The organism is Mesorhizobium yinganensis (genome assembly GCF_040081985.1).
GTDB classification, from domain to species: Bacteria; Pseudomonadota; Alphaproteobacteria; order Rhizobiales; family Rhizobiaceae; genus Kumtagia; species Kumtagia yinganensis.
Genome location: NZ_JBEBMH010000042.1, coordinates 25,294 through 38,932, shown reverse-complemented (window position 1 = coordinate 38,932; position 13,639 = coordinate 25,294). Strand labels below are relative to the sequence as shown.

General features: G+C 60.9%; 10 protein-coding genes. All 10 read left to right on the top strand.

Annotation, left to right across the window (positions count from 1 at the left end; all coding sequences use genetic code 11):
* Positions 1 to 678: 678 nt before the first annotated feature.
* The 10 genes from ABMA59_RS34095 to ABMA59_RS34050 all read left to right on the top strand — a co-directional run bounded on the left by ABMA59_RS34095 (position 679) and on the right by ABMA59_RS34050 (position 13,619).
* Positions 679 to 1,758 (top strand): IS5 family transposase, encoded by a 1,080-nt coding sequence (locus ABMA59_RS34095; RefSeq protein ID WP_349009805.1) that lies wholly within the window; start codon positions 679 to 681, stop codon positions 1,756 to 1,758.
* 799 nt (positions 1,759 to 2,557) lie between these two features.
* Positions 2,558 to 3,271: a hypothetical protein gene (locus ABMA59_RS34090; RefSeq protein ID WP_349009804.1), complete on the top strand. Its 714-nt coding sequence runs from the start codon at positions 2,558 to 2,560 to the stop codon at positions 3,269 to 3,271.
* A gap of 223 nt (positions 3,272 to 3,494) precedes the next feature.
* The gene (locus tag ABMA59_RS34085) at positions 3,495 to 4,316 is read left to right on the top strand and encodes a hypothetical protein (protein ID WP_349009803.1); all 822 of its coding nucleotides are present in this window, start codon (positions 3,495 to 3,497) and stop codon (positions 4,314 to 4,316) included.
* 157 nt (positions 4,317 to 4,473) lie between these two features.
* Positions 4,474 to 6,231, top strand: coding sequence for a DUF927 domain-containing protein (locus ABMA59_RS34080; RefSeq protein ID WP_349009802.1), 1,758 nt, complete (start codon positions 4,474 to 4,476; stop codon positions 6,229 to 6,231).
* 96 nt (positions 6,232 to 6,327) lie between these two features.
* Positions 6,328 to 6,678, top strand: coding sequence for an IclR family transcriptional regulator (locus ABMA59_RS34075; protein ID WP_349009801.1), 351 nt, complete (start codon positions 6,328 to 6,330; stop codon positions 6,676 to 6,678).
* A 450-nt stretch (positions 6,679 to 7,128) separates the two neighbouring features.
* Complete coding sequence (locus tag ABMA59_RS34070; RefSeq protein WP_349009800.1) at positions 7,129 to 9,510, top strand: heavy metal translocating P-type ATPase; 2,382 nt, start codon at positions 7,129 to 7,131, stop codon at positions 9,508 to 9,510.
* A 123-nt stretch (positions 9,511 to 9,633) separates the two neighbouring features.
* Positions 9,634 to 10,047, top strand: coding sequence for a MerR family transcriptional regulator (locus ABMA59_RS34065; protein WP_349009799.1), 414 nt, complete (start codon positions 9,634 to 9,636; stop codon positions 10,045 to 10,047).
* A gap of 220 nt (positions 10,048 to 10,267) precedes the next feature.
* A complete protein-coding gene (locus ABMA59_RS34060) occupies positions 10,268 to 10,441 on the top strand; it encodes a hypothetical protein (RefSeq protein ID WP_349009798.1) in 174 nt (57 codons plus the stop codon).
* On the top strand, positions 10,438 to 11,892 hold the full coding sequence (locus tag ABMA59_RS34055; protein ID WP_349009797.1) for a GMC oxidoreductase: 1,455 nt from the start codon (positions 10,438 to 10,440) through the stop codon (positions 11,890 to 11,892). The genes ABMA59_RS34060 and ABMA59_RS34055 overlap by 4 nt, the downstream gene beginning before the upstream one ends.
* Before the next feature lie 197 nt (positions 11,893 to 12,089).
* The gene (locus ABMA59_RS34050) at positions 12,090 to 13,619 is read left to right on the top strand and encodes a methyltransferase regulatory domain-containing protein (protein ID WP_349009796.1); all 1,530 of its coding nucleotides are present in this window, start codon (positions 12,090 to 12,092) and stop codon (positions 13,617 to 13,619) included.
* Positions 13,620 to 13,639: the final 20 nt, after the last annotated feature.

Here is a 13,639-nt window from a genome sequence, read left to right as displayed (position 1 = left end):
TGCTTCTCTTCGAGGGTATAGGACTTGCGCCGGCGTGCGGGCGCTGTCTCGCCCCGAAGATCCCCGCCAATCATTCCGTCCAACGGGATCGTGTCCATTAAGCCCCACTCATGGACACCATCTTCAGCATCCCGAGCCCGATCGTTAGCCGATCCGAACACCACTACGGAAGGCGGTCATGACCGGGCGCTTACCTTCGAACTACCCTCTGGAGAGAGAGCGCACAGCCAATAGGTTCTCGCGGTGTGCTCGATGGTAAGGCTGTCTACGGCATTTTCGTCTCCTCCGTGCGAACATCCAAATCGACCTGCGGAACCTGGACACTTCGGCAATAGCGGCGCACGGCAGAATAGATGCTACCCATTATGGTCGCGAAGGATACGAAAGAGGGCGGCGACGCTTCTGCGGTCGCGCTGTATCCGGGATTCGTCTTCGACCAGCATGATGTCGATCAGGCTCCCGTAAAGCGCTGATTGATGTCGGCCTCTCTTTGCGGACTAATTGGCCCGGTTTTTCCTGGCGCAGCATTTTCCTGACAGTATTGCGGCTCAACCCCTTGGTCCGGGAAACCTCCCTGATCGATTGACCAGTCGCGAGGACAGATGGACACCTCGAAAAACCTGGCAATCCGGAGCGCGTTTTGATTCACTACCCCGGTGATTTGCGCGGAGGCGGGGAATGGGGGGACAGGCCGGGTTCTGGGACATCGACGAACGCTATGTGCGGCTGAGCGAGGCCGGCGATCCGTTGGAGAAGCTGAACGCGGTGGTGCCTTGGGAGGTTTTCCGCAAGCCGTTGGCCAAGGCGCTGAAGCGCTCGGATGGCGCCAAGGGCGGGCGGCCGCCCTACGATGCCGTGATGATGTTCAAGATCATGATCCTGCAGGCGCTCTACAGCCTTTCGGACGACCAGGCCGAGTTCCAGGTTCAGGACCGGCTGTCCTTCATGCGCTTCCTCGGGCTCGGGCTCGGCGATCACGTGCCGGACGCCAAGACGATCTGGCTGTTTCGCGAGCAGCTCACGCAGGCCGGCGCGGTGGAGAAGCTGTTCGCCCGTTTCGACAAGCATCTTACCAGGGCCGGCTATCTGGCGATGGGCGGACAGATCGTGGACGCCACGATCGTGGCGGCGCCGAAGCAGCGCAATTCCGATGCCGAGAAGGCCGACATCAAGGCGGGCAAGGTGCCGGACGAGTGGAAGAACAAACCCGCCAAGCTGCGCCAGAAGGACCGTGACGCGCGCTGGACGGTGAAGTTCTCCAAGGCCAAGGCCGACGAGGAGGGAAAGACCAGGCAACGCGACATCGCCGTTCCCGCCTTCGGCTACAAGAACCACGCTTCGATCGATCGCCGGCACGACTTCATCCGCGGCTGGACCGTCACCGGCGCCTCGGCCTATGACGGGGCGCAGCTTTGCAACGTGCTGGACAAGAACAACACCGGCTCGAAAGTGTGGGCTGACACCGCCTATCGCTCGAAGACGAACGAGGCGTGGCTGGAGAAGAACGGCTACGTCTGCGACATCCACCAGAAGAAGCCGAAGGGGCGTCCGATGAGCGAGGCGATGTCGCGGGCCAATGGCCGCCGCTCGAAGATCCGCGCCTTCGTCGAGCACGTCTTTGCGCAGCAGAAATCCAGGATGAGCCTCATCGTACGCACCATCGGCATCGCGCGGGCCAGGACCAAGATCGGCATGGCCAATCTCGCCTACAACCTCACCCGCTATGTTTGGCACCAGCGGCGAACTGCGCCCGCATGACTGCGGAAGCGGTCAAAAACCACCACCGCGACGTCGAAACCGCAAACCAGCATCAATCCAATCAGCGCAAATCCGAGGCGACCGCCGCTCATGGCCGTGCCAACCTCATCACAATCCTGCCTCTCTCCAAAATCGCGGTAGTTCGAGGTGTCCAGATGTCAGCCCACATGGTTGGATCCGTGTACATTCGACCATCTCGATTCGTTAACTTGCTTGCTCTCTGCGGCGCCTCATCAGAGACGAAAGCGATCGTCCGCTTACCGCTAATCTCGGCCGAAAGCCGCCGGTCGGGTCACGGCCCCAACCAAGACGTTGCATGGCATGATGCTGGCGCCGACCGTCCTCACACATTGCCGCCGTTTCACGATCTACGATCCTTGGCGCAGCGACTGATGACATAAATGGTCAACTATCACGAACCAATATGTTAGCGGTTTTGATTACACTCTAGGTCGTTACCCTGCTCTGTTAACCTATCATAAATAACGTTTCAAAGTTGACTACCGTTAGGAACAACAGCTGCCATAGTCCTACGTCGAGAGCCGTAAGAGTTGTTAAGACTGACGGCGGTCATCCTATTGCAAAAACAATCATTCGGTGCCAAATTCAGGGTGCAGCGGAATTTTTCGAGGTTTCATAGAAGCTGGCGCGCTGCAGCCACCGAAGGTGTTCGCACCCCAGAGCCGAAGTGGCTGACCTCGCAGCCTACACTTCAGTATTGCACTGCTTCGCCGAACCCCATTTTGGGGCGTGGCGGGCGGCTGCCTTTCGTCATGCCCCAGCGAGAAAGGAGCAGACGATGGAAGACCTACCCGACCTGCCAAAGCATGCCGCAATTGCTGTTACGTTGGAAACTGGTCGGCCTAGCGAGTTACCCGGCTCCGAGCCAGCTAGCGGAGATCTGCATCAGCAGATGGTGCGCTACGCTCAAGAAGCAACCGCTACCCGATCGATCGATGTTGACTTTCAGCAAATTTCTCAGCTTCCGCCGTATTTCGGGAGCCAGCAATCACTCATCGAGCGACTTGCGCACGGATTCCCCTTCTACCTCGAGCTACTCGCCGGCGACAATGAAAACCTGAAGCGCTTCAGCAGGACATTGCCGGGCCGCAAGCGAGCGGCAAGGCCTGGAACCGAAGCCGTCGTAGTGGCCGCGCATCTCTTTACGCCCGAGGACGAAGCTCAGCGGGGAGCATGCTCTCAATATTCCACAATGCTAATTTATGCAGCAGCGAATAGCGTTCCGATAGACGAGTTTGCGAAGCGCATGGCCGGCGTAACGCTTAAGTCGTGCCGCGAAACAGCACACCGCTATCGGAAGGTCCTGGCAGGTACCCATGACGGTGGAATACAAGCGAATGACTCCATTTCAAAGATAATCGAGATAAATGGAGAGGAATGCAAACTCTTCATCACGCCTGCTCAATTTAGGGCAATCAAAAATAAGAAGCCAATAACAGCGCGACTTATTCCGGCTGGGGAAGCGTTTTTGCTGGAGAGCAGCCTGCTATAGTGTCTGCACGCCAGTTAGAGCAATATATCGGCACGCGTTGATCGCGCCGACACGGCCCATATATTGGCGCCTATTAACAGCATTATTGCGAGAACTGTGAAGCATTGTCAATTGCTGAGCACACCTCCTCGCAGGTGTTAATGCTCCCGCACCTTTACGGGATGTGAGCGGACAACGATGGCCGCGCAGATTTCCCAGAACGACTGATCTCACGGAATATTAGATGTCACTCAAATATAAGTCTCGCAGGATCCCTCAGATTTACGACGTTCGCAAATTGATCTGCGATGGGGTGGACGAACACGGTCGACCGATCCGAGCTTTCGAGACCCTGGAGGAAGCCAAGCGCGAAAGCGACCACCGGAGCCGGGTCTTGGCTCGGCATGGCAGCAACGATCTCGCCGACACGCTTGCGCGATGCCGGAAGAACGACCGCTGCGGCTCAATGGCCTGCCCAATGTGTAGTCGGATTCGGCGCATCAACACCGCATGCAGCGTGTTGCAGTTTTTGGATGGCTACGACGAAGATGCGCTTTCGTTTGTCACGCTCATCAATCCCGACGATGCGCTGCCGGCTGGGCGCCTGAATGAGATTGTGCCCAAACGATTCCTGGCACGCACGCGTCGGCAACTCCTCAGGCTCGGGTTCGACAAAGCCCAATGGTTCGCGCTCGCGTATTTTGATTGCGAATGGGACGAGGGCTGGAGGCTATTTCAACCCCACATTCATCTTGTTGCCTTTGACGTCCCTGCGTCGTTCTGGGATCGGCTTGTGGAGCGGCACTTCGGCTCGCATGAGCGAGTTCGCGTGAGAAAACGCGCAGAGCCGATCACCTCCCTGCCGCGGACCAGCAACTATCTCGACAAGGCCTTCTGGCTGGAGAAAGTGCGCTCCGGCAATCCCCGCGATCTTAAACCGCGCCGACCGAAGCGCATCGGCTTCCCCATAAGTATTGAAGTCTATGAATGGCTGGACCGCCAGAGTGACTGCGATCTTCGGTGTTATATCGGTGCGAAAAGCTACAGGAGGATGATCATGAAGTAACGATATTGTTCACACTAAAATACCGAAACTGCCATCTATGTGGAAGAATATGTTCCTCTCTGTACTATCCCTATAGGGAAAGTGCTATTGCGATTTCAAATTCCTCCTCACCCCCAGCGCAAAGCTAATGCGCGAAACCCATGAAAGAGAACACAAAATGGCTGTAAGAAAGATCACTGCGCACCCACGGCGCCTTCGCAAGATTGTTGTTGATGCCGCCAAAAAAAAGCAACCGTGCACTGTGCACCCTCAGAGGAAAAGTGCACAGGACACCGACGAAGACTCTAATCCAAACGACGAGGCGGTCAGTCCGAAGTCAATCCGCGTCGTCGCGCACATGAAGAATCGCGACACTGGCACATTCTCGACCGTACTGGAATTTCGGGACGTTCAGAACGCGCACACCACGATTGCAATCCCTCGCGGCACCAGCTCTGCGCAGGTGCGCCGAGAGCTTATGGACCACGGTGCAGTTCTGTCGGGCGAATTTGATGGCGAGGCCCTTGTCAGTTCCGACGCGCCCGTGTGGGAAGGCAGCAGTCGAACGGGCTTCCATCGCGATAAAAAACAGTTTCTGATGCCGTGTTCATCAATCGGAGGCGGAGATAACCCGCTTCGATTCATTCCGATTGGAAAGTTGTCGAGCAAGCGAGGTCGAACAAAGGGCTCGTGGAGGTCATGGAAACGGCGCTTGGACGAGCCGCTGAACTGCTCTTCCTATATGACGCTGGCCGTTTCGTGCGCCCTTGCGGCTCCCATGCTGGAGTTGACTGAGGTTGAAGAGACAGCCGCTTTCAATATTTGCGGAAAGAGCGGCGCCGGGAAAACGCTGATTGAGAAGGTTGGAGAATCGGTGCTTGGACCGTGCAACGAAAAGGATCTCACTTCGCTAAATCTAACCGATCGAGCGCTCAACGATAAGATGTTTGCAGCCAATGGCATGGCTCTTTTCATCAATGAGCTCAAAAACGCTGAAGACCGGTCGGGCAAGCTGCTTACCAGACTCTCCCATGTCTTGACTTCGGGAAACGGCTTGGATCGCTCAGCCTTCGCAAAACGTGGGAATCCAGACCTCGAGAAGTTCGAATGGATCGTCCTAGGCATGACGAACAGGGAGAAATCGCTGGAGGCGATGTGTGGCGGTAAACGAGAGATGGGCGAGCGTGCGAGGCACATCGACATCCCTGTACCAGCGCCCGCCGACGGGGGGATATTCGACCGACGGCCGCGCAAACAATCGGCGACGAGAGAGATGCAACGGCTCGTTCATAAGACCAGGCACGCGATTGATGCCAATTATGGAAGCGTATTCCGGCGATACATAGAGTTTGTCTTCAGGCATGAGGATAAATGCGTTGAATTTTTCAAAACGGCAACGGATAAATTTATATCCGATGTAGTAATCAACGATAAAGACTCATGGTATTGCCGATTCGCACGAAAATTCGGCTATGTCTACGCCGGCGGTCTACTGGGTATAAAAGCTGGGCTATTGCCGGTTGACCCAGCCACATTGTTTGAGATGATCCGCAAACTTCACAGCGCGGCGTTGACCATGTTTGAGCATCCTGCGACGGCGGCAGACAACGTTGTGGCGAAGATCTATGCTGAGGTTCGAAATCGTACCATGTTCCCCAAGATTGCTCGCGGCGATGGCGCGCCTTCCGGGTATGACGCGTGCCACGGATTTTACCGCCACGGAGGTGTGAAGGGACGCATGATTGCCATCAAAGGCGATGTGTTCAAAACCTGGTGTGGCAGCGTCGAAGTCAGGAGTTTGGCCGTGAAAAAGCTGAAGGCCTGCGGCGCATTAATGGGCGGAGATAGTGACGCCGCGACCACGCTAGTCAAAATAAAAGGCGCAGGCCGCCGCCGGTACTACCTGCTCGACGTGAAGCGCTTGCCCGTCCATTAGAGGATGCATACCGCGACTTGCCAGGGCTCGCTTCCCTGGCCGGTCAGGCCCGCCTCAACAGGCGTGCACCGGCCCCGCGTCGGCGGCATCGCCAAGATGATCAACGCGCCGCGCTCGACCACCTACGAGATGGTTAGCAGCCTTCTCGAGGCCGAGATGCTGGAAAATGTCGGCTCGGAAGGCCACGTATATTTCGGGCGTGCCATGCATCTCTTCGGCTGGGCCGACAGCCACCATAACGCGCACTATCGACGCGTCATCGAGACACTGGACGCGCTGGCGGCGGAGATCCGTGACAGCAGCGGTGGTATCACGCAGACGCTGTGCTTGGTGCTGCCGGTCGACACGCCGGAGGCGCGGCGCAACGAACTCCCGTCCGATGGCGTGAGCGGGCACGCGCGCTTTCGCTCTGATGAATCTGACGCCGCCGTGAACGAAGTTGGCTGACCGCCATGTTGCTACCAGGAAGACCTAGATCATGCCACTCAGATTTGCTACACCAATGCTACATGCGAGGCTATAAAGTAATTGAAAATCAACAGCTAGGCCTAGGCGACACCGTTTCTCTTCGGGCGCGCCATTGGTTTTCAGATCATCTCGGTGACTTGCTGCGATTTTGGGCTCCGCTGAAGGGGCCCCGCTACCGAACTGTCACCGAGCGAGTTACCTCCGGCAGCTTCAGGTCAGCGCCATCACCGCCGCCGTGCTCGAATGCGACCGGGGCGACGGCGTTTCGACCAGTTCCGCCTCCTGGCACCGCCTGGCACCGAGACCTTTCTGCGGAGACAAAATCAACTGTCCCCGGTCTTCATCCGAAAAAACGAAGAAGGCCTCTTGTAGCTCTAGTTGCTAGAGCAATTAGGTATGCTCCGTATAGACCGCGCGAGAGCCCGTACCATGAATGAAATCGTCAAGAGCAGCCGTTTCCGGGTCGAGGGGATGGATTGCGCCGCCTGCGCGGCCAAGATCGACAGGGCGGCCCGGCGCGTCTACGGCGTCGAGGAGGTGTCGGTGTCGGTGACCGCCGGCACGATGACGGTCGGCCACCGCGCCGGCACCGACCTTGAAGCGCTGGCGCGCAAGGTGACCAGCCTGGGTTACAGGGTGGCGCCTCTCGCGGCCCGTGCCGCGAAGGCGCCGATCGAGGAACATGACGACTGCGGTTGCGGTCACGAGCACGACCATGGAGACGCCCACGATCATACGCACGGCCATGGGCATCACCATAACCATGGCCACGATCGCGAGAGCGACGGAAAGCACGATCACGCGCATCATCACGATCACGTTCACGCCGATGGTTCCGCGCGTGAGCATTCTCACAAGCTTGACCACGGCAAGCCCGGAGCGGCGGTCGCCGTCGCGGGCAACGAGGTTTCGGGCCTTCACGGTCACGACCACGGCCCGACGGAAGGTCCGTGGTGGAAGAGCGCGAAGGCGCGGCTGACGATTGCCTGCGGCGCAGCACTCGCCGCCGCGTATCTCTTGGGACGTGTGTTCCCCGAATACGAGACACTGCTGTTCATCGCCGCGATGGCCGTCGGGCTGATCCCGATCGCGCGGCGCGCCGTCATGGCCGCCGTCAACGGCATGCCCTTCACCATCGAGACGCTGATGACGGTGGCCGCCGTCGGCGCGGTCATCATCGACGCCAGCGAGGAAGCGGCGGCCGTGGTCTTCCTCTTCCTGGTCGGCGAGTTGCTTGAGGGAGTGGCCGCTGGGCGGGCACGCGCCGGCATCAGGGCGCTGGCCGCGCTGGTGCCTAAGACGGCGTTTGTGGAAAAGGACGGACGCACGACGGAGGTGCCAGCCGAAAGCCTGGCGGTCGGCGCCACGATCCTGGTGCGGCCGGGCGATCGCGTGCCGGCCGACGGCGAGATTCTTTCCGGCGAAACCTCGGTCGACGAATCGCCGGTGACCGGCGAATCGGTGCCGAAACGCATGGTGCCGGGCGACGCCGTGCGGGCCGGCACGATCAACCAGGACGCGGCAATCCGCGTGCGGGTGACGGCCGAGGCTCAGGACAACACGATCGCGCGCATCATCCAGCTCGTGGAACAGGCGCAGGAATCCAAGGCGCCCACGGAGCGGTTCATCGACAGCTTTTCAAAATATTACACGCCGGGCGTGATGGTCGTGGCAGCGCTGGTCGCCATCCTTCCGCCGCTGGTGTTTGGCGGCGGCTGGGACGAGTGGATCTACAAGGGCCTTGCGATCCTGCTGATCGGCTGCCCCTGCGCGCTGGTGATCTCGACGCCGGCGGCCATCGCCGCCAGCCTTTCGGCCGGCGCGCGGCGCGGCCTGCTGATGAAGGGCGGCGCGGTGCTGGAAACGCTGGGTAAGGTGACGAAGGTCGCCTTCGACAAGACCGGGACTCTTACCGCCGGCAAGCCGGTGGTGACCGATATCGTGGCGAGCGAAAAGAGCGAGGCCGAGGTGCTGGAAGGCGCGGCCGCCCTCGAGGTCGGCTCCAGCCATCCGCTGGCGTTGGCCATCCTCGGCGAGGCGAAGCGGCGCGGCATCGAGGCGCGTTCGGCGCAGGATGCGCGCGCCATCGGTGGCGAGGGCGTCACCGGCAAGTTTGGCGGTTCCGAGCTTTTCCTCGGTTCGCCGCAGGCAGCGGGAAAGCGGGCACCTCTCGCGGACAAGCTGAAGACCCGCATCGCGGCGCTCAACGACGAAGGCAAGACAGTGTCCGTGCTGCTGGAGGGCAATCGTATCGGCGGCCTGATCGCTATGCGCGACGAGCCGCGCGGGGACGCCGTTGCCGGCATCCAGGCGCTGAAGAGCCTCGGCATCTCGGCTGTGATGCTGACCGGCGACAACAGCCGCACCGCTGCGGCGATAGCCGGAAAGCTCGGCATGGAGCCGCGCGCCGAATTGCTGCCGCAGGACAAGCAGCGCATCGTCGGCGAATTGCGCAAGGCGGGCGAGATCGTCGCAAAAGTCGGCGACGGCATCAACGACGCGCCGGCGCTGGCCGCCGCCGACATCGGCATCGCCATGGGCGGCGGCACCGACGTGGCGCTTGAGACCGCCGACGCGGCGGCGCTCAACGCCCGCGTCAAGGACGTCGCCTCGATGGTGGCGCTGTCGCGGGCGACGATGGCCAACATCCATCAGAACATCGCGATCTCGCTCGGTCTGAAGGCGGTGTTCCTGGTGACCACCATCGCCGGCATTACCGGCCTCTGGCCGGCCATTTTGGCCGACACCGGCGCCACCGTGCTGGTCACCGCCAACGCCATGCGGCTGCTCGGCTGGCGCGGACTGAAGTGAGGAGTGCGCGGGCGGCCCAAGGCGCCACCCCGACGCGGAGCCGGCTGCGTAGCGCGTCGCGATGTCATTGCCGGCCGACATCCCGCGCCGTATCTATAGCCACTGGAGTTTCTGGAGGCCGCGATGCTGACCATCGGTGAACTGTCCCGGCGTACGGGCGTGAAAATCCCGACCATCCGTTACTACGAGCAGATGGGGCTGATGACCGCGGCGGAGCGCTCCGAGGGCAACCAGCGCCGCTACGGCACCGAAGAGCGTGACCGGCTCTCCTTCATCCGCCACGCCCGAGACCTGGGCCTGACCATCGAGGCTATCCGCGAGTTGATCGAACTCAGCGCCCATCCCGACCGCCCCTGCGCGCGAGCCGACCGCATCGCCGCGGAGCAGTTGGAGACGGTGCGCAAGAAGATCGAAAAGCTGCGGCGGCTTGAACAGGAACTCGAGCGCATCGCCACGCATCAGCATGGCGACCAAATCAAGGACTGCTATGTCATCCGCGCGCTCGCCAACCATGATCTGTGCGAGGCGGAGCACTGATTCAGCCGTGGCCCGTCGGCGCGGCCTTCAAGAAGATCAACCGTCCGGAGATCGCCGGCTGCCTTCTGATCGTTTGCGGAATATTAACGCTTATCGCAATCGGCTGAGCGGAATATGCGAGGGCCATGCCGGACGTGGCATGATTTTCGCTCTTTCTTCAGCAAGTGTCCCGAAATCAGAGGACACGACGCATACCAAGCCCTTGTTCCGGAGCGAATCCATGGCCCCCACCAAGACAGCCCCGCTCGCAACGCGTCGTACGATCCTTCAGGCGTTGCTTTCCGTCCCTGCCTTCGCGCTTTTTGCCGCGCACGCCACTCCTTCCAGGGAACAGCCCGCCGACGGACTCGTCGAGGTCAATGGCTGGATCCTGAAGCGGAGCGAATTGGCATGATCTTCGAGAATTTCGAGGGCTTCAGCGCCTCCGGCTTCAAGCCGAAGGTGATCCTGATCGGTTCCGGGCCGGCGGGCGTGACGATCGCACGCAAACTCGCCGCCGCGGGCATCCCCGCGGCAATCTTCGAGGCGGGACAGGCCGATTTCACCGAGGAATCGCAGGACTTCTACAAGGGCACCACGGTCGGCGACTATTATTTCGATCTCGACGTGGCGCGCCTGCGCTATTTCGGCGGATGCTCGAACCATTGGGCCGGCTGGTGCCGGGTAATGGACGCAATCGACTTCGAACCGAAGGCCTGGGCTCCGGACACCGGATGGCCCATCCGCCGCACCGACATCGAGCCGTATCTGAACGAAGTGCACGACATTCTCGATCTTGTGCCATTCCGGGACGATGTCTGGATCTCGGACGACATACGCTGGGTGCAACTGATCAAGAGCCCGGCAGTGCGGTTCAACGAGAAATACAGGGCCGAGCTCGAGGAAAGCAAAAACATCGCGCTGGTGCTGGACACCTATGTCACCCGGCTCGAGGGCGACGGGACGAAAGTCACCGGCGCGCATGTCTGGTCTGGCGGCAAGGACCAGGGCATCGCCACTGCGGATTTTTACATCCCCTGCACCGGCGGGCTGGAGAATTCGCGCCTGCTGCTGTGGTCGAACGAACAGTCAAACGGCGGTGTCGTGCCGCACGCCGAGGCTCTCGGCAAATACTGGATGGAGCATCCGCAGTTCCAGGGCGGCAACGCGCTCATGAACGACCCCGACCAGTTCGAGATGGATGCGGTGTCGGAGGCGTTCTTTTCGCCGTCGATCGAGGCGATGCAGCGCGAGCAGATTCTGAATTTCGGCATCCGTTTCATCAAGATGCCCTATCACGGGGCGAAATGGCTGATGGCGGAACTCGCCTGCGTCGCGCCGGACACCGCCGAATGGGTGTCGGGCGGCCTTGGCGGCAACCTGCGTTGCGCAGCCCAGTTGATGATGGGCTGGGAGCAGGCGCCGCGCGCCGACAATTTCGTCGCGCTGTCGGCGACGGAGAAGGACGCGCTCGGCATCCCGCGCATCGAACTGCATTGGAAGAAGAGCGAGCTGGAGCACCGCACCTTGCTGCAAGGCCTTCGCCTGTTCGGCAAGACGCTGGCGGAGAAAGACTATGGACGGGTCCGTGTCGAGGATTGGGTGCTGAACAACGAGCCCTATCCGAACGACCAGGAACTCGCCGGCTACCATCATATGGGCGGGACGCGCATGGGCGACGACCTGTCCAAAAGCATCGTCGACCGCAACCAGCAGGTCCACGGCATGGCCAATCTCTATGTCGGCGGCTCTTCGGTGTTCACCACGTCCGGCCAATGCAACCCGACAACGACGATCGTGGCGCTGAGCTGCCGGCTCGGCGATCACCTTGCCAAGCGCATCAACCAGAGCGCGATGGCGCAATAGACGCCAGGAAACGGGGAAGACCGCGAAGGGGAAACGGGGGCCGCGGTCCTGGGCACAAGACGAAGCGGAAAATACCTTCGGGTATAGTTCCGCCGAAAAGGCTGAAATAGGGGGCTGCGGCCCCCATTTCTTTTTGATTTGGGAACGGCTACGTCTACCAGCATTTCGCCGACAGGTGTTTGGGGATCGGAGCTGTTATGAGTTCATGGACGTCCGGATATGTGTCGGAGATCGCCTATACGGCGGGCTTCTATCGTGAACTCACCCCCGCCATGCTGGAGCTGGCAGCGCTCGGCAAGTCGACGCTTACAACCCAGGCGACGGCGCCGCTCGCCATGTGCGAACTGGGCTGCGGCCGCGGCGTGTCCACCAACGTGATCGCCGCCGCCAATCCGCACAGCCAGTTCTATGCCACGGATTTCAATCCTGCCCATATCGTCGAGGCCCGCGCGCTGGCGAATGCCGCGGGATCGAAGAACGTGCATTTCTTCGATTCCAGCTTTGCCGAATTCCTCGACGAGCCCAGCCTGCCGCAGTTCGACATCATCGCGCTGCACGGCATCCTGTCGTGGGTCAGCGCGGAAAACCGGCGCACCATCGTTGCCTTCATCGCCAAACATCTGAAGCCCGGCGGGCTGGCCTATGTATCCTACAATTCGATGCCGGGCTGGGCTTCGGCATCGCCGCTTCGCCGGCTGATGATGGAGTTCGGCTCCCTTCACGGCGAGGGCGTGCTTTCCAGGCTTGGCAAGTCGCTGGACATGCTGGGCAAGCTGAGGGAAGCCAACGCCCGCTATTTCCAGGCGAGTCCCGGCGTCGCCGAGCGGCTGGAAAAATTCAAGACGCAGAACAAGAACTACCTCGTGCACGAGTTCCTGAACGAGGACTGGCACCCGTTCTACCACAAGGATGTCGCCGCTGAGTTCTCGGAGGCCAAGCTGACATTCCTCGGCTCCGCGCATCTGCTCGACCATGTCGATGCGCTGAACATGACCGAGGCGCAACGCAATTTCCTCGGCGAGATCGAGGATGTCGCGCTGCGCGAGACGGCGCGCGACTACATCGTCAACCAGCAGTTCCGGCGCGACATCTTCATCAAGGGCGGCGTGTCGCTCGGCCTGTTCGCGGCGCGCGAGCGCTGGCAGGAGACGCGCTTCGCGCTGTCGATCAACCGCGCCGATGCGCCGACCAAGGTGACCGGTGGTCTTGGCGAGGCGGCCATGCAGCCTGAAGTCTACGGGCCGTTCCTCGATGCGCTGGCCAGCGGCCCGAAGACGCTGAAGGCCATGCAGGCGATCCCGGCGATTGCCGAACTCGGCTGGGCGCGCAGCATCCAGGCGCTGCTGGTGCTGGTGGGCTCCGGGCATGTGCAGCCGTGCCTTGACGATAAGAACGACGGCAAGCGCCGCGAATCGACCCGACGGTTCAACCGCGCGGTGATGGAGAACGCCCGCCATTCGACCGACATCCAGGCGCTGGCCTCGCCGGTCACCGGCGGCGGCATCGGCGTCGACCGTTTCGAGCAGCTTTTCCTGCTGGCGCGGCTGAACAAGCACCCCGATGCGCCCGCCTTCGTCTGGCAGATCCTCTCCACACTTGGCCAGCGCCTGCTGCGCGACGGCACGCCGATCGAGACGCCGGAGCAGAACCTCGAGGAACTGCGCACGCGCCACACGACCTTCCTGGAGAAGCGGCTGCCGGTGTTCGAGCAGCTCGGACTGACCTGACCGAAGCGATGGAAGGAGAC